Here is a 24754-nt window from a genome sequence, read left to right on the forward strand (position 1 = left end):
CCCAACATCGACATCGTCCACACGGTTTGCGCACTGCTCGACGAGCTCCGCGCCCGAGCCGACGGCAAGCCCTATCGGGAACAAATTGCCTATGTCACGGACCGCCCCGGCCACGATCGCCGCTATGCCATTGATGCAAGCAAGATAGAGCGTGAACTCGGCTGGACGCCGGCCGAAACCTTCGACACCGGCATACGCAAAACCGTTCAGTGGTACCTGGAAAATCAGGACTGGGTAGCCAACGTGCAATCCGGCGCTTACCGCGAATGGGTTGAAAAGAATTACACGGGGCGTGTTGCATGATAAATACGTCGAAAGCGTATTTGCACGGCGCAGCCGCCCATAGGGTGTCGGGCAGGGATAGCTCGACATGAAAAATATGTTGGGAACATATTTACACGGCGCAGCCGCCCGAAGGGTGTCGAGCAGGGATAGCTCGACATGAAAATCCTGCTGTTCGGCAAAGGTGGCCAAGTCGGTTGGGAGTTGCAACGCAGCCTTGCGCCGTTGGGTGAGCTGGTGGCGCTGGGCACGGACAGCCAGGATCTGTGCGGCGACTTCACCGATCCGGACGGCATCGTTAAAACCGTTCGCGCCGTCGCCCCGGATATCATCGTCAATGCCGCCGCCTATACCGCCGTCGACAAAGCCGAGAGCGAACCCGATCTGTCCCGTACCATCAACGCCCTGGCACCCGGACTGTTAGCCGAAGAAGCCCAGCGGAGCGGCGCATGGCTCGTTCATTATTCCACCGACTACGTGTTCGACGGCAGTGGCGACAAACCGTGGCTGGAAACCGACCCGGTCGCACCGTTGAGCGTCTACGGCAAAACCAAACTGGAAGGCGAGGCGGCTATTCGCGCTACGGACTGCCGGCATCTGATCTTTCGCACCAGTTGGGTTTATGCCGCGCGCGGCGCTAACTTTGCCAAAACCATGCTGCGGCTGGCGGGGGAGAAAGACCAACTGACCGTCATCAACGACCAGATCGGCGCGCCCACCGGCGCCGATCTGCTGGCGGATATCACCGCTCATGCCCTTCGGGTGGCGTTGCCGCGCCCGGAAGTCAGCGGCCTGTATCATCTGGCGGCCGGCGGCCACACGTCCTGGCACAACTACGCCGGTTTTGTCATTGAGCATGCCCGCCAGGCGGGCAGTAAAATCAAGGTTGCGCCAGAGGCCATCCAGCCCGTGCCGACCAGCGCCTTCCCCTTGCCGGCCCCGCGTCCTAAAAACTCGCGGCTGGATACCGGCAAACTGCGGAACACGTTCGAGCTCAACCTACCCCATTGGCAAAGCGGCATGGCCCGTATGCTGACCGAAATTCTTGAGAAACAATAATGACCCAACGCAAAGGTATCATTCTCGCCGGCGGTTCCGGCACCCGGCTTTACCCGGTGACCAAAGTCGTTTCCAAACAACTGCTGCCGATTTACGACAAGCCGATGATCTACTATCCGCTCAGCACGCTGATGCTGGCGGGCATTCGAGACATCCTGATCATCTCCACCCCGCAGGATTTACCGCGCTTTGAGCAATTGCTGGGCGACGGCAGCGACTGGGGGCTCAACCTGCACTACGCCGTGCAACCCAGTCCGGATGGTCTGGCCCAAGCCTTTATCATCGGCAAAGCCTTTATCGGCAATGCCCCCAGCGCCCTGGTGCTGGGCGACAACATCTTCTACGGCCACGACCTGCCCGCCCAGCTTGAGCAGGCCATGGCGCGCCAACAAGGCTCAACCGTTTTCGCCTACCACGTGCAAGACCCTGAGCGCTATGGCGTCGTGGCTTTCGATGCCCAAGGCCTCGCCACCAGTCTGGAAGAAAAGCCGGCAAGCCCCCAAAGTAACTATGCCGTCACCGGCCTGTATTTTTACGATAATCAGGTCGTCGAGTTGGCCGCCAACCTGAAGCCGTCTGCTCGGGGCGAGCTGGAGATTACCGACCTGAACCGCATTTACCTGGAGCGCAACCAGCTCAATGTGGAAATCATGGGGCGAGGCTATGCCTGGCTCGATACCGGCACCCACGAAAGCATGATTGAAGCCAGCAACTTCATCGAGACCATCGAGCACCGCCAAGGCTTGAAAGTGGCTTGCCCGGAAGAGATTGCCTACCGCAAAGGCTTTATCGATGCCGAGCAACTGGGCAAACTGGCGCTCCCGCTCGCTAAAAACGGCTACGGGCGCTACTTGCAGCGCCTGCTGAAAGAGGAGAGTCATCTGTGAAAGTTATCCCTACCCCTATTCCCGACGTGCTCATCATCGAGCCCAACGTGTTCGGCGATGAGCGCGGCTTCTTTTTTGAAAGCTTTAACCGCCGCCAATTCGCTGAGCTTACCGGACGTGAGGTCGATTTCGTGCAGGACAATCACTCGCGCTCCGTGAAAAACGTGCTGCGCGGCCTGCATTACCAAATCCAGCAACCCCAGGGCAAGTTGGTGCGCGTGGTGCAGGGCGCGGTTTTTGACGTGGCCGTGGACATTCGGCGCAGTTCGCCCACCTTTGGACGGCATGTTGGCCTGGAACTGTCTGCCGAAAACAAGCGCATGTTGTGGATACCCGAGGGTTTCGCACATGGTTTTGTTGTGCTTTCGGATACCGCAGAGTTTCTCTATAAAACTACCGATTACTGGGCGCCCGAATTCGAGCGCAGCATTGCCTGGAATGATCCTGCCATCGGTATTCAATGGCCCATCCACGGCGAGCCTGCCTTGTCCGCAAAAGACCGACAAGCCAAAGCATTGATAGAAGCGGAGCACTTCGCATGACCGCCACTTCCCAAATGGGAATTAATCCCCATGCGGCTCACCCTACATCTCTTTTAGCGCTGGTTAAAAGTCTCTGGCGCAACCGCCAGCTGATCGTGCAAATGACAAAGCGCGAAGTGGTAGGACGTTATAAAGGCTCGGTAATGGGCTTGGCGTGGTCGTTTTTTAATCCGGTGTTTATGTTGACCGTATACACTTTCGTTTTCTCCGTGATATTCAAATCCCGTTGGGGTATTGGAGATGAAGAGAGCAAAACTCAGTTTGCGGTGGTGTTATTTGTAGGTATGATTGTGCATGGGTTGTTTGCTGAGGTACTAAATCGTGCGCCGTCGCTCATCCTTTCCAATGCCAATTACGTTAAAAAAGTCGTGTTTCCGTTAGAAACTTTGCCAGTCATTGCCATGGGAGCTGCACTATTCCATAGCTTGATTAGTTTGGGTGTGTTACTCACTGCTTTTATCCTGTTCAATGGATACCTGCACTGGACGGCAGTTTTTATGCCGTTCGTACTACTGCCATTAGTCATTCTCACCCTTGGGCTTGCCTGGATGCTCGCATCCTTGGGCGTATTTCTGCGCGACGTTGGGCAAACCATCGGCATCATTACCACCGTCATGATGTTTCTTTCACCTGTTTTTTATCCTGTAAGTACCCTGCCGGAAAAGTTCCGCGCCTGGATCATGCTTAACCCGCTCACCTTTATCATCGAGCAAGCGCGAGAAGTGTTGATCTGGGGGCACTTGCCGGATTGGCTAGGATTGGGGATTTACACTTTCGCCGCTACAGTAGTCGCTTGGTTAGGCTATGCCTGGTTCCAAAAAACCAGAAAGGGTTTTGCCGATGTTCTCTAATCCGAATCGTTATGTACGTTTCGGTAATGTGGTAGGTTTGTCGTTTGTTTTATTATTAGCCTTATGATATTAAATCAAGAAATCGCCAGATCCGAGAGAGGAGGCGACATAATTTCATAGTCCGGATGCACAGAGTGAGGGACGAAATGCTACCGATGCTAGATGAGAATTGCTCAACCAAGACATTTCTTATGTCCTCCGTAATTAGGCTTGTGTGTTTGGTACACAACTAAGGACCAATATAAACAAGGGCGTTTCCGGCATATTGCAGAATGTATAGATGACTTTTCTTATAATGTGTCAATAAAATCAGAGCCTGCTTTGAATACTTAGGCACTAGAGTTTTATGCCTGTGTTCGGCAGGTGATTGGAGAGAATGGTGCATGATATTTTTAGCATCACATTAATTAACCATGAGAGCATCAACAAAATATGACCGATACCGCAATATCCCGAATGATCAATCCTGACACGCTGCAAATTCACGCGGTTATCCTAGCGGGTGGGAGCGGCAGCAGGTTGTGGCCCTTGTCGCGTCAGCATCTACCCAAGCAATTCCTTGCGCTGGATGGCAAGGCAACATTGTTGCAAACCACCATTGATCGCTTGTCGCCGACGATACAGAAACAGGATGTGTTGATCGTTACGCAGGAATCGCATGCTAAGGGCGAGGCTTATCAAGCGCTGCTGCCCTATAAAACGCTTTATGAACCCATAGGGCGCAACACAGCACCTGCTATTGCTTTGGCGGCAGCGTATTTGACTGCTAAAGGAGCCGACCCCATTATGGTTGTGCTGCCTGCCGATCACATCATCAAAGACGAGGAACGTTTTCGTGCGCATCTGCTGGTCGCTATTCAGGCTGCGCAAGACGGAAGGCTGGTTACCTTTGGTATTGAACCAACACACCCCGATACCGGCTTCGGTTACATCAAGGCACAGCACACGGAAGACATGCAGGTGTACAAGGTGGAACGCTTTACTGAGAAACCCGATCTGGAAACTGCCGAATATTTCTTGAGAGAGGGTGGTTACTACTGGAATTCCGGTATGTTCGTGTGGCGCGCATCGGTAATTCTTGCCGAAATAAAACAGCATTTGCCGGCAGTTCATGAGATTGTGGAAACCATTCTTTCTGAAAACCGTGCTGGCGCGATGTTCCAGCAGGCAGTGGAGCGCCATTTTAGCGCCATGCCCTCAATCTCAATCGACTACGGAGTGCTGGAAAAGTCAGATCGTGTTTCGCTGATCCCTTGTGACATCGGTTGGAACGATGTCGGCAGTTGGCATGCCGTGCACGAGATTTCCGCCCAAGACGAACATGGCAATGCGTTGCAAGGCAATATCATAGCGGTGGAGTGTAAAAACAGCCTGATCCGAGCTGAAAAACGCTTAGTCGCTGCCATCGGAGTGGAAGATTTATGCGTGATTGAGACGGCAGATGCTGTGTTGATTTCAAAGAATGACCAGACCCAGCGCGTGCGCGAGGTGGTGGATATGCTACAAGAGAAGGGCGCAACCGAGCATATCTATCACGCCAAAGTGAATCGTCCGTGGGGCTGCTATACAGTGCTGGAAGAAGCCTCTGATGGTTTCAAGCTTAAACGCATTGAGGTCGCGCCGGGAGCGCGACTCAGTCTGCAAAGTCATGCTCATCGTTCCGAGCACTGGGTAGTGGTGTCCGGTACAGCCACAGTCACCAATGGTGACGAAGTCATCACTGTGCACAAGAATCAAAGCACATATATTCCGATTGGCACGAAGCATCGCCTGGAAAATCTCGGTAGTGAGCCACTGCATATCGTCGAGATTCAAGTTGGCGATTATCTGGGCGAAGACGACCTCCAGCGTTATGAAGACCATTACGGTAGATAGCAATTTAATAAAGAGAGTTTTGAAATGAATCAAACCAATAAAGTGGCATTAATCACAGGTATCACCGGGCAAGACGGTGCTTATTTGGCCGAGTTATTGTTGAAGAAGGGATACATTGTGCACGGCGTTAAGCGTCGTTCGTCCCTGTTCAACACCGACCGCATCGACCACCTTTACCAAGACCCACACGTCGATAACGCTAATTTTCAGCTGCACTATGGTGATTTGACCGATTCCACCAACCTCATCCGCATCATCCAGCAGGTGCAGCCGGACGAGATCTACAATCTCGCCGCCATGAGCCACGTTGCTGTCTCGTTTGATACCCCAGAATATACCGCCAATGCGGACGGTATAGGTACCCTGCGTATTCTTGAGGCTATCCGCATCTTGGGACTGGAGAAGAAAACCCGCTTTTATCAGGCTTCCACCTCCGAGCTGTACGGTCTGGTGCAAGAGATACCGCAAAAAGAAACTACACCGTTTTACCCGCGCAGTCCGTATGCTGTAGCCAAGATGTACGCCTATTGGATCACCGTCAATTACCGAGAGGCGTATGGTATCTACGCATGCAACGGTATCTTGTTTAACCACGAGAGCCCGATTCGTGGCGAAACCTTCGTCACCCGCAAGATCACACGAGCATTGGCACGTATCAAGCTCGGCCTGCAAGACTGCTTGTATCTCGGCAATATGGATTCCTTACGCGACTGGGGCCACGCAAAAGACTACGTCGAAATGCAGTGGTTGATGTTGCAGCAAGAGCAGCCCGAAGACTTCGTTATCGCTACCGGTGTGCAATACAGTGTGCGTGAATTTGTCACCATTGCCGCTAAAGAACTTGGCGTCGAAGTACGCTGGGAAGGCAAAGGAGTGGAAGAGAAAGGCTACGACATAGAAACTGGCAAATGCATCGTCCAAGTTGATCCGCGCTACTTCCGTCCCACCGAAGTGGAAACCCTGCTGGGCGATCCGACCAAAGCCCGGCAAAAACTCGGCTGGACTCCTCAAACCACTTTTCATGAGCTCGTGGCAGAAATGGTGCGTGAAGACCTTAAGAGTGCCTCCCGCGATGAGCTGGTTAAGAAGCACGGTTTTGCCGCTTATGATTATCACGAATAAGGCATTATGAGCATGGATAAGCAAAGCAAAATTTATATTGCGGGTCATCGCGGTTTGGCTGGCAGTGCCATTGTGCGTGAGTTGCATAGTCAGGGTTATACCAACCTGGTTACGCGTAGCCATGCGGAACTTGAACTGGAAGATGCGGCGGCCACTCGGCAATTTTTTGAGCAAGAACGTCCCGAGATAGTGTTCCTGGCTGCTGCCAAAGTCGGTGGCATTCATGCTAACAACACGTATCCGGTAGACTTTTTGATGAGCAATCTGCTGATCGAGACCAATATCTGCCGTGCAGCGTATGAGACCAACGTGACCCGCCTGATTTTTCTGGGCAGTTCGTGCATCTATCCGCGCGACTGTCCTCAACCGATCAAAGAAGAATACTTGCTCACTGGTCCGCTCGAAGCGACCAACCGTCCTTATGCCTTGGCAAAGATTGCCGGTATCGAAATGTGCTGGTCGTACAATCGTCAATACGGCACCAAGTGGCTGGCAGCCATGCCGACAAATTTGTATGGCCCTGGCGATAACTACGATCTGAATAATTCTCACGTATTGCCCGCTTTGATCCGAAAAATGCATGAAGCCAAAAAAGCCAGTGCGAAAGAAGTGGTGTTGTGGGGCAGCGGTACGCCTAAACGCGAATTTCTGTATGTGGATGATCTTGCCAATGCGCTCGTATTCCTTGCCACCTTGGATGCGCAGCACTATGAAGAGCTTGTCGAGCCGTCGCGCTGCCCGCTCATCAATGTCGGTTCCGGCGAAGATTTGACCATCCGCGAATTGGCGGAAACGATCGCCGAGGTTGTGGGCTATCAAGGCAGATTCGTGCAAGATACCAGCAAGCCTGATGATACGATGCGCAAGATCATGGATGTATCGAAGATCCGCAGTTTGGGCTGGCAAGCAACAACTCCTCTGAGTGAGGGCGTGCAGTTGGCTTATAGCGATTTTGTCACACGCTGCTCGTAACGTCGTAACTTACACGGTTGACGCTGAAAAGAGATGCCTCTTAACTATCAAACAATCAATGCTGAAACTGCCGAAAAAGCGTTTAGTGCAGAGGTTTTTGCGCGGTTATTTGAGTCAATCTTGATGACGCAGCAAAGTTTGCATAATTTCGGTATAATACGCGGCGCATCAATTTAACTTCATTTATGACCGATATAGCCATCCGTGTTCAAAATCTCAGCAAGTGCCATCATATTTATGATGCGCCGCGTGATCGACTCAAACAGTTTGTTGTTCCTGCTTTGCAGAGGCTGGTCAGGCAGGCGCCCAGGCAATATTTCCATGAGTTCTGGGCGCTTAAAGATGTTTCCTTTGAAATTAAAAAAGGTGACGCCTTTGGAATAATTGGGCGAAATGGCAGTGGCAAATCCACCCTGCTGCAAATGATATGCGGCACGCTCAATCCTACTGGTGGCAGCATTCAGACTAATGGCCGTATCGCGGCATTGCTGGAGCTTGGTTCAGGCTTCAACCCTGATTTTACAGGCAGGGAAAACATTTATTTGAATGGGGCGATTTTAGGCCTTACCGGGAAAGAGATCGACGCGCGCCTTGATGATATCCTGGGATTTGCCGACATCGGGGATTTTATCGACCAACCCGTTAAAACCTACTCAAGCGGCATGTTCGTGCGCTTGGCGTTTGCCATACAAGTTAATGTCGACCCGGAAATTCTCATTGTTGACGAAGCTTTGAGCGTGGGTGATTTCTTCTTTCAGCAAAAATGTTTTGCTCGGCTGCGCAAAATGCGTGAGAACGGCTTAACCTTGCTTTTTGTATCTCACGATATGGGGACAGTGCGTGACCTTTGCCCAAAATCTATCTATCTTATTAAGGGCAAGGCAGCTTTTATGGGGGATAGCCAGGAGGCAATTAGAAGATATTTGTCTAAGGATGTGACCTCTGTGCAGGCTGATGCAACTTTTTCGTCGGAGCAAAACATATTGGCTACTGCTGATATGAGTAAGATTCTCAGAAATGCGTTATGGCGTAATGAAAGCCAAGCCCTAGATACAGAAGGGAAATTGCTTGCTGTTGCGGTGTGTGACAAGAATGGAGCAGCTAATGCTGCTTTCCGCATTGGTGATGTTACCGTCATAACGGTGGCTTACGTCAGCAAATTGTCAAGCGAATGTCATGCGGGGATAAACATCCTAAATAAATTCGGTCAAATAATCACAGTGGCGGGTTCATATACATCTCAAGTCTCGCTGCCGAAGGATGATAGTGGTTCTGACGAATTTAAAATCGTGGTATGCGAACTGCGTGTAACAATGCTTCTTGAAGCAGGTCAGTATTCTCTTGAAGCTTGTTGTGGTCCAGCCACCTTGCCAAACAGGGGGGAATTGCTTGCACAGTCTCCTCCTTTGGGACCAGTGACCATTACTTGGGATTATGAAAATGAGATTGCACCATTTCTTGGGCAATTTGGCTTGCCCGTCGAGTGCCGCTGTTATTTATAGGATAGGTAGCCGTGGCTTGTGTCAATGTTAACTATTGAGCGGGTAATTGTGAATTTTCACTGCATTTTATTTTTAATTACGTAGGTTGAACATGTCGTTACGACAACTTTCACACAGAAGCATTCCCAAAGACAGTGTACTTGGGCTTAACTATAGCGGTATGCACGATACCGCTCTTGCGCTGGTTTCGCCAGACGGCACTCCTCTTTACGCGGCAGCACTGGAGCGTTTTTCTAGGCTCAAGCAAGATGGTCGACCACCTTACGCATTGCTAAATGAATTACCATGGGATCGAATTGCAAAAGTTGCAATTCCGACAAATGGTGAATTTGTTAAGCCCACTGAATTTGTCAGTCAATTGCACCCTATCCGGCTAGCAAAGCCACACAGTATTAATGTGTTACATGACCCCGTGTTTTATGAATTTGTAAAGCGCATTCCTTGTGAGGTCGAATTTGTTTGTCATCGGATCAGTCATGTTGCTTCATCATTCTGGGGCAGCGAATTCGAAGATGCGCTGTGTTTAAATTATGACGGAGGTATGGCCAATGATCCTTGGTTCGGAGGGCTTTATAGGGCTAATCGAAAAGAGGGGATTGTTCCTCTGGATCAATTCAGTGCGGAACATTACGCAAAAATCACCCTGCTTTATCAGGTCGTAACTGCATTGCTTGGTTTTACAGCTAGCAAGCATGAGGGCAAAGTAACTGGGTTGGCGGCTTATGGGAAGCCAAGTGAGCGATGCCGAGCCGTGTTTTATAAATGGCTGAAAGAAGGTTTTTTGGAGCTGGAGAGCACACTGCGCTGGATTTTTCCATACAGAGATGAAATCAGTGCCCGCATTGTTCCGAATGGCACGCGATTGCAGGAGTTCTGCAAAGAGGCACTGGCTTATCCACGAGAGGAAATAGCCGCGACGATACAAGATATGGCTGAATCTCACATTTTGGAAATTTTAGCAAAAGCTAGGGAGTTGGGGTGGACGAGCGATAATATTTGTTTGTCGGGTGGACTCTTTGCCAATGTTAAAATAAACCAGCGTGTGAGTGAGGCAGGCTTTAAAAAGCTATTTGTCGCACCGCCGATGACTGATGATGGAACAGCCTTGGGTGCTGCATGGCATGTGTTATCAAAACAACATAGTTTCAAACCGACGCCTTTACGATCCATGTATTTGGGTCCATCCTATCCTCCAGAGATAACCAAAGCTGTTGTTGAAGGGAAAGGAATTTATTTTGAGGCTCCTGCAAATCCTGCAGCTAGCATCGCAGCTTTGCTTGCTGAGGGGGCTGTTGTAGCCGTTTTCCAAGGTGCAATGGAGTTCGGTCCGCGCTCTTTGGGTAATCGTTCTATTCTTGCTTCCGCTGCGGACCCGGACATTAATCATTTGTTAAACGAGCGGTTGAATCGAACCGAGTTTATGCCGTTTGCTCCGATTGGTCGGATGGAAGATGCGGATGCTTGTTATTTGAATATTGATCGAGTGCGCCACGCAGCGGAGTTCATGACGGTCACTGTGAATTGCACCGATTCATTAAAATCACTATGTCCTGCTGTCGTACATGTTGATGGAACAGCGCGACCGCAATTGGTGACCGCTGAGTGTAATCCTCTTGTGCATGCGACATTGACCGAATATCAAAAACTCACAGGCCTACCTGTGTTGGTAAATACCTCGTTCAACATTCACGAAGAGCCGATTGTTTGTTCACCAGAAGATGCACTTAGAGGATTTTTCGAATCTGCGCTGGATTATCTCTACATGGAAGGCGTTGGAATCATTTCCTTCAAGGGCAATGAAAATGTTGCATTTCAATACATGCAAAAGAAATTGAGGTTTCCTAGTCAGAAAACGCTAGAGCTAAAAGAAATGAACGAGCTTCTGGAAAATGAACTCAGCGCCGCCAACAAAGGTCTTGAGGAAAAAGAAGCCGTCATTCAGGAGTTGAGCGCGGCGCTTAATGCTTTCCGCCAAGCCGCACAACAGAGCTCCACTCACTAATACAGGATTAACATGAAAGAATCGAGTGATATTTTTGCCCGCTATAACACAGAGTATGTAAACCCAACCACACTGGCACGGTATGCAACTTCGCAAGCAGCTTGGGATGAGATTCTTCCGTTCCATGCCGCCCTAGCTTCTGACGACTATGTTAAACAAGTCGACCAATACTACCGGTCTGCAATAGATAAATTTGGACATGCTTGGTGGCATCTGGACATTGTCAATGTCCTCTATGCTGCTGCGAAGCTACATCAACCAAAAAATTATCTGGAAATTGGTATACGCCGTGGGCGATCTTGTGCGGTAGTGGCTAGGGGCCGTCCCAGTGTCAACATCGTGGCTTGCGATATGTGGATGCAAAACTACGCAGGCATGGAAAACCCGGGGCCAGAGTTTGTTGCCGGCGAATTAGGTCGCAATGGACATACTGGCGAGGTCGTTTTCCTGAATGGCAGTAGCCACAGTCTGATTCCTTCATTGTTCGAACAGCAGTCCGATTTACGATTCGACTTGATCACAGTTGATGGAGATCACTCTGAGGAGGGTGCCTACGCTGATCTGTGTAACGTAATTCCGCGTCTTGCTCCAGGGGGAATATTGGTTTTCGATGACATTTCACATCCATTACACCCCTATCTGCTCGATTGCTGGCGGCGCGCTACTGCATCTCATCCAAATCTGTTGACTCACGAGTATGTTGAGACTGGGTACGGAATTGCTTTTGCCGTAAAACAAATTTAATGAAAATATTTGTTACCGGTGCCAATGGTTTTATAGGTTCTGCCGTATCCATAGGCATGGCTGGCAGAGGCCACAATGTGCTGGCGCTTAGCAGGCAGGCAATGTCACATGTGCAACTTCCACCTACGCTTTCACCATTGCAAACACTGATAACGAAAGAGGCAATTGGCCCCCTGCTGGCAGAACAAAGTCCTGACACACTCATACATTGTGTTGGTGCCTCCACGGTATACCAGGCGCAAGAAGCGCCGCATCAGGATTACCTCAATACTGTATGTAGTGTTGCTGAAATGCTAGAAGCCATACGGACGCATTCAAAAAACACCGTCTTCATCCTTATTTCAAGTGCTTCGGTATATGGCGACCGCAATGGGGATCGGTTGACTGAGACCCTAATCCCTCAGCCTATTTCCGTTTATGGATATAACAAATGGCTGGCCGAATTATTGGTTCAGCAATATGCAACCCAATTCGGTGTGGCAACGTTAGTAGTCCGTCCATTTTCTGTTTATGGTGAAGGTCTAAAAAAGCAAGTTATTTTCGATATTTGTAGAAAGATTGTAGACAGTTCGAAATCGATTCAAATCGACGGCACGGGCAATGAGATTCGTGACTTTATCCATATCGACGACGTGGTAACAGGAATTGCGCATTTAGTTCAGTATCGGCAAACAGGTACAATCAATTTGGGTACTGGTCAACCAACGAAATTAGTAGAATTAGTAAAATGGCTTATTGAACAATTGGCCCCCCAGATGGACTTTTCATTCACAGGAAAACCAAGCTTGCGTAATCCTCAGAGCTTGCTTGCGGATACTTCGCTAGCTGAACTTTTGGGCATTCATCCAGTGATAAATATTGAAGAAGGGCTTATGCGAGTAAGTAATGAATTTGTTCATGAATTGAAAGGGCGTTGATGAGTATGCGAATTGGCATCCCGTTAGTAGGTGGAACTCACTGGCATGGTGGTATTACGTACCTTGAGGCGATCATCCGGGCGTTTAGAGCACTGCCGCAAGATGAACAGCCTAAACTTTATCTGCTCATTGGCAAGTCGCATGAGCGTGATTTATCGGCACACAGTTATTTTCTTAGTCTATTGGATGGGTTTATCGTTATTGGTTATATGGAAGCTCTGCCAGAAGAAATTTCGAAAAAAGCCCGTTTGTTTGGAACGTTTCATGAAGCTGCTGATCACGTTGATTTCATATTTCCGGTTAACTCTGATTGTTTGCCAGGGTACGCCTATGCCAGTTGGTTGCCAGACTTTCAGCATCGACACCTGCCACAGCTATTTTCTGCGGCAGATTTTTTGTTACGCGAGGATGCGACCAACTTCGTCTTGACTGCTGCTGACAACATTGTTGTTAGCAGCGAGACTGCGAAAAAAGATTTGATACAGTACTATTCACCGTACAGCGGGAAAGTAGAAGTTGTGCCGTTTTTTTCTCGTTTTGATCCAGATTGTTTTGAACAGAACCCTATCGTTACCGCAAGCAGTTATCAGCTACCTGAACGCTATTTAATTTGCTGTAATCAGTTCTGGCAGCATAAAAACCACGCTATGTTAATTCGTGCTATTGCATTGACGGAACATCCGGTTCAACTTGTTTGTACTGGAGCGGAGGAAGACTATAGAAACAAGGATTGGCTTGCTCAGTTAAAATCACTCATATCGGAGCTTGGGGTTGGAGATCGCATTTCGCTACTTGGATTTATTCCTCGAGTTGATCAAATCCAACTGATGCGTCGATCTCTGGCGATAGTGCAGCCCTCTCTTTTTGAGGGGTGGAGTACTGTTATGGAAGATGCGAGGGGTTTAGGAAAAATGGTGATTGCATCCGATCTGGAAGTCCATCGTGAACAGGCAGTTCCAAATGTGCATTACTTCGACACAAAATCAGCTTCGGAGCTTGCGGTACTTCTTGATCAGGCTTATATCGAGCAACTGCCAGGCCCTGATGTTACCGCGGAAAGAAAAGCTCAAGAGGAAGTAGGACGAAGGCAAATTAATTCGGCAAGAAAACTGCTGGGTCTAATTGACAGGGCGATTCATATACACGAATTAAGGAAATTCTCCTCGACAGGAGGAAGATCTGTTTGTGTGGAAAGGCATCAGACTTCCCGTATTCTGCAACTAAACGAAGAACTAGTCGAAAAAGAAGAGCTCGCCCAAGCCAAGCATGAGGCATTGGTGCGACTAACGGAAAGTCTCGAAGAAAAACATGAGGGATTGATGCGACTAACGGAAAGTCTCGTAGAAAAAGAAGCGGTCATTCAAGAGCTCAGCACTGCACTGGAGGCCTGTCGTTCCAGTTTGTTAAATTTAGATAAGGGGAATGTTTAATGAAGCGTGTCGTTTCAACTGTACAAAAGGGAAGACATCGGTTGCGAGCTATCCTTTCTTTTAGGCTTGGGCATTTAATTCAGCACGGCCCCAAAGATTTGCGTCTTCCGGCGCATTATGCGAAACCTGTCCACGTCAGTCAGCCCCCAAAAATTTCTATCGTGACACCATCCTTCAAGCAGGCTGGATTCATAGAGCGGACGATGAAGAGCGTACTCGATCAAAATTACCCTAATGTGGAATATTTTGTTCAGGACGGGGGGGGGCGGGATGGCACTGAAGAAATCTTAAAAAGCTACTCCGATAGGTTGACAGGTTGGGAATCTCGCCCAGATAGCGGCCAGTCCCAGGCAATTAATCTTGGGTTCGCTAAAACCTCTGGAGAAATCATGGCTTGGTTAAATTCGGACGATCTTTTGTTCCCCGGGTCGTTGGCCTACGTGGCTAGTTATTTCAACCGTCACCCCGAAGTCGATGTTGTGTATGGGCATCGCATTCTGATTGATGAAGACGACAAACAAATTGGCCGCTGGATGTTGCCTAGGCACGATGATGAAGTACTCTCATGGGCAGACTTCATTCCGCAGGAAACAATGTTCTGGCGCAGGCGAATCTGGGAAAAGGCAGGCGGGGAGATTGATGAGTCTTTCCGTTTTGCAATGGATTGGGATTTGCTAATACGCTTCCGCGAAGCGGGCGCACGTTTCGCTCGTCTCCCTAGATTCTTAGGAGGGTTCCGAATTCACATGCAACAAAAGACGTCAGCGGAAATATCAGGAGTTGGTATACAAGAAATGACTCGGATTAGAGAGCGCATGCTCGGAAGAGTTCCCTCCGATGCAGAAATCCATGCTGCAATATTGCCGTATTTGCGTAAACATGTGATTGAAGACCTGGGATGGCGAATTGGGCGGAGCCTGAATATCCACTACTAATGGCTTGTCTTTAATCGGCAAACATATGAACATCTTTTATATTTGCGTCGAAGTAGTGTTTTTCTTGATGTTTACGGGGTGGTGGCTTATTGAATTCTGTATGCCCGTGCCCGTAGTTCAGCAAAATCAATTTTGGAAAGTTTAGTGAAGAGTACAGTAAGATTCTTTTCCTTCTCTGAGTTGCTTAAGCCTTTTGCCATTACTTCTTATCCTCGCTAAAAACTAAAAAATATGAAGAAGTCAGAGTCAGTCCATAGTTCTATGCGGTAAGGTTGGGTGCTACCAAACGATATACAGAGAGGTGGCGGTTAAAAAGAAAGATTGATTTATGGTTTTAACGTAAAGTACCATATAAAGATGTATTGCCAGAGAACCTTTGTCGAGAATAAGTTTATTCGCTAGAGGGAATTAGGAAATAAATTGAAGGGATAATGCGGTTGAATAATTTAATAATAAAGCTGAAAGAAAAAAAAGCAATCGTTGGCATTGTTGGTCTTGGTTATGTTGGACTTCCGCTTATGCTTCGCTACTGCGAAGTTGGTTACAAAGTCATTGGCTTTGATATCGATCAGAGCAAAGTGGATTCATTGCAAAATGGGAAGAGTTATATTGAGCATATTCCCAGTCAAGCTATTGAAAGCGCTGTCGCCAAAGGCTTTGAGTCGACAACGGATTTTTCTCGCGTCTCAGAAGCTGATGCCCTGATTCTGTGTGTGCCAACACCACTTAACAAATATCGCGAACCTGACCTCAGCTTTGTTCTGGATACGACCGATTCTCTGGTGCCTTACCTCCGTCCTGGACAGGTTGTTTCTCTGGAAAGTACTACCTATCCAGGAACCACGGACGAAGAGCTTCTTCCTCGCATCGAATCCCTTGGTCTGAAAGCCGGTAAAGACATTTATCTTGTCTATTCTCCAGAACGTGAAGATCCGGGCAATCCCAACTTTTCTACTCGCACCATTCCGAAGGTTTGTGGAGGTCATACTCCGGCATGTCTTGAAGTAGGGCTTTCACTTTACGGACAGGTAATCGACAAAGTTGTGCCAGTAAGCTCCACGCGGGCCGCCGAGTTAACCAAGCTACTTGAAAATATTCACCGTGCCGTAAATATTGGACTGGTCAACGAGATGAAGATCGTTGCGGATAAAATGGACATAGATATCCATGAAGTCATTCGTGCCGCTGCGACGAAACCATTTGGTTTTGTGCCTTATTACCCTGGTCCCGGCTTGGGCGGACACTGCATTCCAATTGACCCGTTCTACCTCACTTGGAAAGCAAGGGAGTATGGCGTACACACCCGTTTCATCGAGTTGGCAGGCGAAGTTAATTCTTCTATGCCAGACTATGTGATTGCTAAGGTGGCGTCGGCTTTGAATTTAGTTAAAAAAGCAATCAATGGCAGTCGAATTTTGGTGCTTGGTATTGCTTACAAGAAAAACGTTGATGACATGCGCGAGTCGCCATCCGTCATGCTCATGGAAAAACTGCGTGATTTGGGCGCCGATATTTCGTACAGCGACCCGCATCTTCCCGCCTTTCCTGTAATGCGCGAACACCATTTTGAGCTCTCAAGCGTCCCGCTAACTCCAGAGAATTTGTCTGCATATGACTGTGTTTTACTAGCCACCGATCATGACAAATTTAACTATGAACTAATTAAAGCGAATGCAAAGCTTATCGTTGACTCTCGAGGCCGCTATTTAGCTTCTGCTGACCATATCGTAAAGGCTTGAGCATGCGTCACTTTCCTGCGCCAATTACAGATCGGAAAATTCGCTTTGCCTTAGTAGGATGCGGTCGGATTGCCCAAAATCACTTTGCAGCCTTAAAGCAGCACGCTGACCACGCAGAACTGGTGGGCGTCTGCGACATTAATCCTAGAGCACTTGAAGAGGCTGCCAAAATAACAGGAGCAAAGCCGTTTTCTAGTCTGAGCAGTCTGCTTGAGGACACCACAGCTGATATTGTTGTGCTGACAACGCCCAGTGGCTTGCACCCGGAACAAGCAATCGATGTTGCTGCATCCGGGCGTCATGTTATGACCGAAAAACCCATGGCGACTCGCTGGCATGATGGCCTGCGTATGGTCAGGGCGTGCGACGATGCCAATGTGCGGCTCTTTGTCGTCAAACAAAATCGCCGCAACGCTACATTACAATTGCTCAAACAAGCTGTTGAGCAAGGCCGTTTTGGGCGAATTTACATGGTCAACCTCAATGTCTTCTGGACACGTCCACAAGAGTATTACGATAGCGCCGCATGGCGCGGCACGTGGGAATTTGACGGAGGCGCGTTTATGAATCAAGCCAGCCATTATGTCGATTTGTTAGACTGGCTGATTGGTCCCATCGAAAGCATTCAAGCCTATACAGCAACTCTTGCTCGGAACATCGAAGTTGAAGACACCGGTGTCATCAGCGTCAAATGGCGTTCCGGCGCTTTAGGCTCCATGAACGTTACCATGCTGACCTATCCAAAAAACCTGGAAGGCAGCATCACGATCATTGGCGAAAAAGGAACGGTGCGTGTTGGCGGCGTGGCCGTGAACGAAATTCAGCACTGGGAATTCTCAGAGCCGCACGAAGACGATGAAAAAGTCAAACAAGCCAGCTACGAAACTACTTCTGTTTATGGTTTTGGACATCCCTTGTATTACTATAACGTCATTAAGGTGTTACAAGGTGAAGCCGACCCTGAAACAGATGGTCGTGAAGGCTTGAAATCCCTAGAAACCCTCATCGCCACCTATTTGTCAGCAAGAGACGGCAAGCGCGTCGCCCTACCACTGGACTATTGATATGACTGTAACCATTCATCCCACTGCAATCGTCGACGAGGGTGCGCAAATCGGCGAGGGTTCGCGCATATGGCACTGGGCTCATGTATGCAGCGGAGCGCATATCGGCAATAGCTGCTCACTGGGCCAGAACGTTTTCGTCGGTAATGATGTTGTGATCGGCAATAACGTCAAGATTCAAAATAACGTTTCGGTTTACGATGCTGTGCAGCTCGAAGATGACGTCTTCTGCGGACCCAGCATGGTTTTCACCAATGTCTACAACCCTCGCTCTGCCATCACCCGTAAAAACGAATATCGCAAAACACTTGTTCGCCGAGGCGCCACGCTAGGCGCCAACTGCACCATCGTCTGCGGAACCACGATTGGCGAATATGCTTTTATAGGTGCTGGCGCAGTAGTCAATCGAGATGTCCCCGCTTATGCCTTAATGTTGGGCGTACCGGCCCGACGTCGCGGCTGGATGTGCAGTTGCGGGGTCCAGTTGCAAGGTAACGGACACGTAAGCTGCAATTGCGGGGCCACCTACCAAATTGACGATTCGACCTGCACCCCACTATGACCGACAAAATAGAATTCATTGACCTCAAAACTCAATATGCCGACCTAAAACAAGCAATCAACTCTCGCATTCAACGAGTCCTTGACCATGGCCAATACATCATGGGACCGGAGGTTGTGGAGCTTGAACAAAGATTGGCAACTCACACTCAGGCAAAACATTGCATCACTGTGGCATCGGGTACCGAAGCCCTCCTGATTTCATTAATGGCTCTCGGCGTAAAACCGGGAGATGAAGTGATTACAACGGCCTTCACCTTTGTCGCCACTGCCGAAGTGATTGCTTTGCTTGGTGCCGTGCCTGTCTTCGTTGATATACAACCCGATACCTGCAATATCGATCCGACCTTGATTGAAGCGGCAATCACACCCAAAACCAAGGCGATCATCCCTGTTTCACTGTACGGTCAAGTTGCTGACATGGATGAAATTAATGCCATTGCCGCCAAGCACGGTAACATCCCTGTTATCGAGGATGCCGCGCAAAGTTTTGGCGCAACTTACAAAGGTCGTAAAACTTGTAATCTTTCCACTATTGGTTGCACCAGCTTTTTTCCTAGCAAGCCATTGGGTTGCTATGGAGATGGCGGCGCAATTTTTACAAATGATGATTCATTGGCCAAAGCAATGCGCGAAATTCGCGTTCATGGACAGGAACGACGTTACTACCATACCCGTATTGGTGTAGGCGGGCGCATGGATACTCTTCAATGTGCGGTAGTATTGGGCAAGCTGGATCGATTCGACTGGGAAATAGAGCAACGCCTCCTGGCGGGTGAGCGCTACTTCAAGCTATTGGACTCTGTTTCAGCCGTCAAACAATTGGCCGTACGTCCCGATAGAAACTGTATTTGGGGACAATTCACCATTCAGATTGAAAACCGCGAAGCGGTTCTTGAAAAACTTAAGGCAGCGGGAATTCCTACCGCCGTTCACTATCCGGTGCCCCTGCATCGCCAGCCTGCTTACCAGTCCCTGTGCCGCATATCAGGCAATCTCGTAAATGCCGATGCCGCTGCCGCCAGAGTTGTCAGCTTGCCCATGCATCCCTACATCGATGCACAGACTCAGGAACGCATCGTTAAAGCTGTTGCGGAGGCGACAGCATGAAGATCGTAACTGTTGTTGGAGCACGCCCGCAGTTCATTAAAGCCGCTGCCCTGTCACGAATAATTCGTAACGATTACCCCGGAACGATCGAGGAAGTGCTGGTTCATACTGGCCAGCACTTTGATGAAAACATGTCGAAGGTATTTTTCGATGAGCTCGACATCCCGCAACCCAAACACAACCTTGAAATTTCAGGCGGACAACATGGCGCCATGACAGGTCGCATGCTGGAAGCGGTTGAGAACGTCCTGTTGCAGGAGAAACCCGATTGGCTTTTGATTTACGGCGATACCAACTCGACTCTCGCTGGCGCGTTGGCTGCGGCGAAGCTGCATATTCCCGTTGCCCATGTTGAAGCAGGCTTGCGCTCGTTCAATCTACGGATGCCGGAAGAAATCAACCGCATTCTTGCAGATCGTATTTCTTCGCTAATGTTTTGCCCAACAGAAACGGCCGTTAATAATCTGAATGACGAAGGGGTAAGCCAAGGGGTGCATAACGTAGGCGATGTTATGTACGATGTCGCTCTTTTTTACCGTGATCGTGCTCGCCAACAAAGCACAATTTTAAATACGTTGAATTTATCGTGCGGTGATTTTGCATTGGCGACATGCCACCGCGCAGAAAATACTGACGATCAAAAAAAACTGGAAGAAATTCTCTCAGCGCTGGCCGAGGTTGCCAAGCAACTCCCGGTTGTTCTCCCGTTGCACCCTCGCACACGCAATCTGGTTCAGGAGTATGGCCTATCTCATTACATGTCAGCATTGACAGTGGTCGAGCCGCTGCCTTTTCTGGACATGGTTGCCTTGGAGCAGGCCGCCAAAGTCATACTAACTGACTCGGGTGGCGTGCAGAAAGAAGCCTATTTCTACGGCGTCCCCTGTCTTACTATGCGGGATGAAACCGAATGGGTGGAAACAACTGCATCTAATGCAAACGTGTTGGTGGGAGCTAATCGTTTAGCGGTAATGGAGTGGTTTGCCAAGTTGCAAACCGGACAATGGCGGCCTGATTTTGACGGCTCCCCTTATGGCGCAGGCAAAGCAGCAGAGAATATCCTTCAGGTACTTATTTCGCACAAATAACAATGAGTTTTTGGAACAAATATAGGAGTTGGTTCTCCATAGCTGCGCGTTATTTGATTGGCGTATTAATCGTTGCTTGGCTATTAAACGCTGATCTCATAAATCCGAAAGTATTAGATTTAATTAACATTCGTATCGCAAGCATTGCTACGTTGTTCGTCTTAATTCAGTTGTTTCTGGCTGGTTGGCGAGTCCATCTGTTGCTGGCTGCGCATGATATTTCGGTCGGCATCTGGCGTTGTATCGCATATAACACAGTAGGTATTTTTTATTCCCTGTTCTTGCCTGGCGGAATGTCAGGGGATTTGGCAAGAGCCTATTGTTTCTGGAGAGCCTATCCGGCAGCAAGTAAATCCGCATTGTTCGGCGCACTTTTTGTCGATCGTCTGCTGGGTACGGTAGCTATGATTTTCATGGGGCTATTGTCGGGCACCTTTCTCATGACAGCATTGGGACTACAAAAATTCGTGATCACTTCATGGATTGGATTTGTCGTGCTTGGAGTGGGCTATTTTCTGGTAATTCGTTTGCATCACAGAGGCGACAAAACCAACACTGGTTTTGTTGGTCGCGTGTTGCGATTTATCGAGAAGATTGATTTACAAGGTTACAGCGCTCGTGTGATCGGCATTAGCGCAATGCTTAGCTTAACTGGTCATCTGTGCGCTGTGGTGGTTATCTATCTGTTCTCGGGTTTAATGCATAGCGGGCTAGATTTTCTGCAGGTAGTAACTGTGTCACCTATTGGTCTGCTGGCCAATGCGCTGCCTTTGACTCCAGGAGGAGTGGGTATAGGCGAGAAAGGATTTGATTTATTGTATGGCATGATCGGCGGCAGTCAGGGTGGAAATAGTTTTTTACTCTCAAGAGTATTTTTGTTCTCTCCAGCGTGTTTAGGTGCAATAGTAGTTAGCAGTCAATTTATCCAGTCACATCGAGCTATTTTTTTCAATCACTCGTCAAAGAAATGAAATTATTTGTGAAGTTAATATCTTTTATCATAGTGGCAATAATGCTTGCTTTTGCAAATTTTTTAATAAGTGATTCGGACTTGCCTAGTTATGGAACTTGGACGGGAATTAGGCCGATTGAAGATAAATTAAAGAAGTTAGAAAAATTTGCAAAATCCGGCCCGGTCGATGCAATTGTTTTTGGTAGCTCAATTTCAGACTTTGGATTTTCTGCTGAACTGTATTCAAAACTCATGTCTGAAAAACTGGGGCATCCCTACCGGGTTTTTAATTTCTCGACAGGTTCAGCTGAATTAGTAACAACTCCAGCTCTTTACCGAATTGCACGGACAGTCGTTAGGCCGAAAGCAATATTTTTAATATCTCCTGCAGAAGTTAAAAGACCTGAAGAAATATCACCTAATAGTGCTGATTACAAGTTAAGTCATTCACCAATTGGTTCGTCACTCAATAACCAAACCTTATTGGGGCTTGCAAAATTCGTGTGGACCTTACCAATTATTAATAAGGCGGCGGCTTTGCGTGACCTGGTTATGTTTGGGCACTATCGCAATTTGATAGGTCAAGGCATGGATACCTACAAGGTAACTGATTATGGCGATCGGATCAGTTATACGGCAGCAGGATTGGATTTGCAGCAAATGAACTACTTCAGACAATCAATTGAAAATAATGTGAAGTTAATGGCAACAGAAGCGGAACAGGATCTGGCGGTAGCGCAAACCAATTTCTTTCCTGTGATAGATATCAAAGCGATGGAGGAATTGCGGCAGATTGCACAGGCTGACGATTTAAAAATTTATGTATTGGGTCATTCAGCAGCTGGGGCTTTGTGGATGAAGCCTACTGAAAATATGGATTATAAAAAAGGACGCACTCAGTACCTTAACACTTTGGCTAAGAGTGTTGGTGGAATTTTAGTTAACCCCTTGGATGGGTTAAGCGTCCCTGATCATGCTGTGATGGAATATACACATCTAAATACCTACGGTGCAGACATATATACGCGTGCAGTCTTTCAGACCGCGATTAACACAAGCTCTTTGGATCAATCTGATTCAAGTGGGATTGAACAAGTGTCGCTAGCATCCATCCGTTCAAAAGAACCAACTTTCAATGGATACTCTGCTATTGTGTTTCGAAATCGAGGTGCTCGGAACAAATCGTTACGTTGTCGTTTTGTGGAAAATTTCGCAGTACCGCTATTCCCTTCAGCCGATTTGTTTTTTGCACTGCGTATGCCAGATGGTAGAGATATTATTTCACCAGTTAGAAAATTGACGAGCGGTGAGTATGAAGCAGATGTTGATTTAGGGGCAAATGATAAGAAGCAGGCGTTAATACTTCGTTTGTTATACGGCACAGATACGAAGGTTCCTTTGAATGCACCACTTGCGAGTTATGAATGGGTACCCGCTTTATAACATGCTCTGCATTTTAGGAGTAATGCGTGTGCCTTAGTGGTTGGGAATCAGGTGTTTCACCTAAAGATGTTCTTTCTAATACGGAAACCGGAAGACTGCTTAACTAAGTTTTTGATAAAAATGAATATAGATAAGTTGCTACTTTCAATGCATGCCATTTTACAGACGACAGAGCAATGTATTTCGCCCATCTTTTGTTTATAAAACTGACTTACCGCTACTGCTAAATAGCAACTTGGACTGATTTTTATGCTTTTTCATACGCAAACGTTTCTAATTTTCTTTATCGTGTTCTGCACGTTTTATTTTTCAGCGCGTGGCAATGCGATGAGAATATCCGTGCTCTTGGTTTTTTCAAATTTATTTTATGGCTGGTGGGACTGGCGATATCTTTTGTTGCTGTGGCTTACGATTTTTGTCGACTATTATGTGGCAAATGCAATGGGGCGAACTGAAAGTGACAGGCAAAGAAAAGGTCTTGTTACTCTCAGTCTTGCAACCAATCTTGTTATTCTCGGGATCTTCAAATACTTTAATTTCTTTATTTCCAGCTTCGAATCTATAGGACTTGATGTTTCCAACTGGTACCTAGGGGAATTGCTTTTGCCTGTTGGCCTGTCCTTTTATACTTTTGTATCGATTTCATACACGGTGGATGTTTATCGAAAAAAACAGGAGCCTGTCAAGAATCTTTTAGAATACGCCGCTTTTGTTTGTTATTTTCCGCAGTTGGTGGCGGGCCCTATCGAACGAGTTGGTCATCTGCTACCGCAAATACTGAATCCATTACCGCTAACCCGCGCGAGAGTTTCAGAGGGAACCCTTCTTTTCTGTTTAGGTTTTTTTCGCAAGTCGATGGCAGATACCTTTGCCATTATGATTAATCCTGTTTTTCAGAATCTAAGTGCCGCTACGCCAGCCGAAGTTGTTTTCTCAATTTTTGGATTCGGGCTACAGATATATCTGGATTTTTCGGGATACACCGATATGGCTAGGGGAATATCGAAGGTAATGGGTATTGACTTGATGGTGAATTTTAAAACTCCCTACCTTTCACGTTCACCCCAGGAGTTCTGGCGGCGGTGGCATATCAGCTTGTCTACCTGGTTACGCGATTATCTGTATATCTCTCTAGGTGGAAATCGGCAGGGCTTGCCTCGTCATTTGAGAAATTTAATGATTACCATGATGTTAGGAGGACTATGGCACGGAGCAGGGTTCAATTTCATTATTTGGGGGGCTTTGCATGGTGCCTATCTTTGCGTGAACCTTTTAGTAGTGAGATTTCAAGGGAAACCCATTGCTCAGTCAAATTTCGGATTTTTCACTGCTATATTGGGATGGGCCAGCACTTTCCTTCTGGTTAATTACACTTGGCTGTATTTTCGATGCCAGACATTCTCTGACGCCATGTTGGCTAACAAAAAAATAATGGACTGGCTCAGCGATCCAGCATTACCTACAGTTTTTCCAGGAGTCGTGATTATAGTCTTGGTTATAATCGGTATTGATGTATCTGTGCGTATCAACGAATATTACAGCAATAGAGTTCAATTTAAAGATAGTAATACCATCGCTATAGTATATGGAACAGTTTCCGGGTTTTTATTTATCGCAGGGTTGGTTTTTCTTTTAGGCGTTCCGACACAGCAGTTCATATATTTTCAGTTTTAATAA

General features: G+C 47.9%; 22 protein-coding genes. All 22 read left to right on the top strand.

Translation table 11 applies throughout. From position 1 onward, the window contains the following. A partial coding sequence (locus M0R47_RS17590) for a GDP-mannose 4,6-dehydratase (protein WP_292557209.1) occupies positions 1 to 303 on the top strand: 303 nt, incomplete at its 5' end. A 138-nt stretch (positions 304 to 441) separates the two neighbouring features. Next, positions 442 to 1341, top strand: a complete 900-nt coding sequence (rfbD, locus tag M0R47_RS17595; protein WP_292557211.1) for a dTDP-4-dehydrorhamnose reductase — start codon at positions 442 to 444, stop codon at positions 1339 to 1341. After that, entirely contained in the window at positions 1341 to 2228 is an 888-nt protein-coding gene (gene rfbA / locus M0R47_RS17600; RefSeq protein ID WP_292557213.1) for a glucose-1-phosphate thymidylyltransferase RfbA, read from the top strand. The genes rfbD and rfbA overlap by 1 nt, the downstream gene beginning before the upstream one ends. Further along, positions 2225 to 2770: a dTDP-4-dehydrorhamnose 3,5-epimerase gene (gene rfbC, locus M0R47_RS17605; protein ID WP_292557215.1), complete on the top strand. Its 546-nt coding sequence runs from the start codon at positions 2225 to 2227 to the stop codon at positions 2768 to 2770. The genes rfbA and rfbC overlap by 4 nt, the downstream gene beginning before the upstream one ends. Continuing rightward, positions 2767 to 3621: an ABC transporter permease gene (locus tag M0R47_RS17610; RefSeq protein ID WP_292557217.1), complete on the top strand. Its 855-nt coding sequence runs from the start codon at positions 2767 to 2769 to the stop codon at positions 3619 to 3621. The genes rfbC and M0R47_RS17610 overlap by 4 nt, the downstream gene beginning before the upstream one ends. Before the next feature lie 432 nt (positions 3622 to 4053). Next, positions 4054 to 5496: a mannose-1-phosphate guanylyltransferase/mannose-6-phosphate isomerase gene (locus tag M0R47_RS17615; RefSeq protein ID WP_292557218.1), complete on the top strand. Its 1443-nt coding sequence runs from the start codon at positions 4054 to 4056 to the stop codon at positions 5494 to 5496. A gap of 24 nt (positions 5497 to 5520) precedes the next feature. Further along, positions 5521 to 6618: a GDP-mannose 4,6-dehydratase gene (gene gmd, locus M0R47_RS17620; RefSeq protein ID WP_292557219.1), complete on the top strand. Its 1098-nt coding sequence runs from the start codon at positions 5521 to 5523 to the stop codon at positions 6616 to 6618. A 12-nt stretch (positions 6619 to 6630) separates the two neighbouring features. Beyond that, positions 6631 to 7590, top strand: coding sequence for a GDP-L-fucose synthase (locus tag M0R47_RS17625; protein WP_292557221.1), 960 nt, complete (start codon positions 6631 to 6633; stop codon positions 7588 to 7590). 185 nt (positions 7591 to 7775) lie between these two features. Continuing rightward, positions 7776 to 9092 (top strand): ABC transporter ATP-binding protein, encoded by a 1317-nt coding sequence (locus M0R47_RS17630; RefSeq protein WP_292557223.1) that lies wholly within the window; start codon positions 7776 to 7778, stop codon positions 9090 to 9092. A gap of 91 nt (positions 9093 to 9183) precedes the next feature. Then, positions 9184 to 11094 (top strand): carbamoyltransferase C-terminal domain-containing protein, encoded by a 1911-nt coding sequence (locus M0R47_RS17635; RefSeq protein ID WP_292557225.1) that lies wholly within the window; start codon positions 9184 to 9186, stop codon positions 11092 to 11094. A 12-nt stretch (positions 11095 to 11106) separates the two neighbouring features. Further along, positions 11107 to 11838: a class I SAM-dependent methyltransferase gene (locus M0R47_RS17640; protein WP_292557227.1), complete on the top strand. Its 732-nt coding sequence runs from the start codon at positions 11107 to 11109 to the stop codon at positions 11836 to 11838. Then, a complete protein-coding gene (locus M0R47_RS17645) occupies positions 11838 to 12755 on the top strand; it encodes an NAD(P)-dependent oxidoreductase (protein WP_292557229.1) in 918 nt (305 codons plus the stop codon). The genes M0R47_RS17640 and M0R47_RS17645 overlap by 1 nt, the downstream gene beginning before the upstream one ends. 5 nt (positions 12756 to 12760) lie before the next feature. Then, positions 12761 to 14185, top strand: coding sequence for a glycosyltransferase family 1 protein (locus tag M0R47_RS17650; RefSeq protein WP_292557231.1), 1425 nt, complete (start codon positions 12761 to 12763; stop codon positions 14183 to 14185). Further along, positions 14185 to 15120, top strand: a complete 936-nt coding sequence (locus tag M0R47_RS17655; protein WP_292557233.1) for a glycosyltransferase family 2 protein — start codon at positions 14185 to 14187, stop codon at positions 15118 to 15120. The genes M0R47_RS17650 and M0R47_RS17655 overlap by 1 nt, the downstream gene beginning before the upstream one ends. A 428-nt stretch (positions 15121 to 15548) precedes the next feature. Further along, positions 15549 to 16859 (top strand): nucleotide sugar dehydrogenase, encoded by a 1311-nt coding sequence (locus M0R47_RS17660; protein WP_292557258.1) that lies wholly within the window; start codon positions 15549 to 15551, stop codon positions 16857 to 16859. A gap of 2 nt (positions 16860 to 16861) precedes the next feature. Beyond that, on the top strand, positions 16862 to 17923 hold the full coding sequence (locus M0R47_RS17665; RefSeq protein WP_292557235.1) for a Gfo/Idh/MocA family oxidoreductase: 1062 nt from the start codon (positions 16862 to 16864) through the stop codon (positions 17921 to 17923). A gap of 1 nt (position 17924) precedes the next feature. Next, positions 17925 to 18485: an acyltransferase gene (locus M0R47_RS17670; protein WP_366513244.1), complete on the top strand. Its 561-nt coding sequence runs from the start codon at positions 17925 to 17927 to the stop codon at positions 18483 to 18485. After that, entirely contained in the window at positions 18482 to 19594 is a 1113-nt protein-coding gene (locus M0R47_RS17675; RefSeq protein ID WP_292557237.1) for a DegT/DnrJ/EryC1/StrS family aminotransferase, read from the top strand. The genes M0R47_RS17670 and M0R47_RS17675 overlap by 4 nt, the downstream gene beginning before the upstream one ends. Then, positions 19591 to 20682 (top strand): UDP-N-acetylglucosamine 2-epimerase (non-hydrolyzing), encoded by a 1092-nt coding sequence (gene wecB, locus M0R47_RS17680; protein WP_292557239.1) that lies wholly within the window; start codon positions 19591 to 19593, stop codon positions 20680 to 20682. Before M0R47_RS17675 ends, wecB begins: the two co-directional genes overlap by 4 nt. Positions 20683 to 20684: 2 nt before the next feature. Next, positions 20685 to 21653: a lysylphosphatidylglycerol synthase transmembrane domain-containing protein gene (locus M0R47_RS17685; protein ID WP_292557241.1), complete on the top strand. Its 969-nt coding sequence runs from the start codon at positions 20685 to 20687 to the stop codon at positions 21651 to 21653. An 8-nt stretch (positions 21654 to 21661) separates the two neighbouring features. Continuing rightward, positions 21662 to 23077, top strand: coding sequence for a hypothetical protein (locus tag M0R47_RS17690; RefSeq protein ID WP_292557242.1), 1416 nt, complete (start codon positions 21662 to 21664; stop codon positions 23075 to 23077). Between the two features lie 249 nt (positions 23078 to 23326). After that, complete coding sequence (locus M0R47_RS17695; protein ID WP_292557244.1) at positions 23327 to 24751, top strand: MBOAT family O-acyltransferase; 1425 nt, start codon at positions 23327 to 23329, stop codon at positions 24749 to 24751. The last annotated feature ends 3 nt before the right edge of the window (positions 24752 to 24754 follow it).

Source organism: Methylobacter sp. (assembly GCF_023227905.1).
In the GTDB taxonomy this organism is placed as follows: Bacteria; Pseudomonadota; Gammaproteobacteria; order Methylococcales; family Methylomonadaceae; genus Methylobacter_A.

Coding starts and splice junctions, on each gene's coding strand:
- rfbD (WP_292557211.1), top strand. CDS start 442: ATGAAAATCCTGCTGTTCGGCAAAGGTGGCCAAGTCGGTTGGGAGTTG.
- M0R47_RS17685 (WP_292557241.1), top strand. CDS start 20,685: ATGAGTTTTTGGAACAAATATAGGAGTTGGTTCTCCATAGCTGCGCGT.
- M0R47_RS17645 (WP_292557229.1), top strand. CDS start 11,838: ATGAAAATATTTGTTACCGGTGCCAATGGTTTTATAGGTTCTGCCGTA.
- M0R47_RS17675 (WP_292557237.1), top strand. CDS start 18,482: ATGACCGACAAAATAGAATTCATTGACCTCAAAACTCAATATGCCGAC.
- M0R47_RS17665 (WP_292557235.1), top strand. CDS start 16,862: ATGCGTCACTTTCCTGCGCCAATTACAGATCGGAAAATTCGCTTTGCC.
- wecB (WP_292557239.1), top strand. CDS start 19,591: ATGAAGATCGTAACTGTTGTTGGAGCACGCCCGCAGTTCATTAAAGCC.
- M0R47_RS17630 (WP_292557223.1), top strand. CDS start 7,776: ATGACCGATATAGCCATCCGTGTTCAAAATCTCAGCAAGTGCCATCAT.
- M0R47_RS17650 (WP_292557231.1), top strand. CDS start 12,761: ATGCGAATTGGCATCCCGTTAGTAGGTGGAACTCACTGGCATGGTGGT.
- M0R47_RS17655 (WP_292557233.1), top strand. CDS start 14,185: ATGAAGCGTGTCGTTTCAACTGTACAAAAGGGAAGACATCGGTTGCGA.
- M0R47_RS17625 (WP_292557221.1), top strand. CDS start 6,631: ATGGATAAGCAAAGCAAAATTTATATTGCGGGTCATCGCGGTTTGGCT.
- gmd (WP_292557219.1), top strand. CDS start 5,521: ATGAATCAAACCAATAAAGTGGCATTAATCACAGGTATCACCGGGCAA.
- M0R47_RS17635 (WP_292557225.1), top strand. CDS start 9,184: ATGTCGTTACGACAACTTTCACACAGAAGCATTCCCAAAGACAGTGTA.
- M0R47_RS17610 (WP_292557217.1), top strand. CDS start 2,767: ATGACCGCCACTTCCCAAATGGGAATTAATCCCCATGCGGCTCACCCT.
- M0R47_RS17640 (WP_292557227.1), top strand. CDS start 11,107: ATGAAAGAATCGAGTGATATTTTTGCCCGCTATAACACAGAGTATGTA.
- rfbA (WP_292557213.1), top strand. CDS start 1,341: ATGACCCAACGCAAAGGTATCATTCTCGCCGGCGGTTCCGGCACCCGG.
- M0R47_RS17670 (WP_366513244.1), top strand. CDS start 17,925: ATGACTGTAACCATTCATCCCACTGCAATCGTCGACGAGGGTGCGCAA.
- M0R47_RS17615 (WP_292557218.1), top strand. CDS start 4,054: ATGACCGATACCGCAATATCCCGAATGATCAATCCTGACACGCTGCAA.
- M0R47_RS17695 (WP_292557244.1), top strand. CDS start 23,327: ATGCTTTTTCATACGCAAACGTTTCTAATTTTCTTTATCGTGTTCTGC.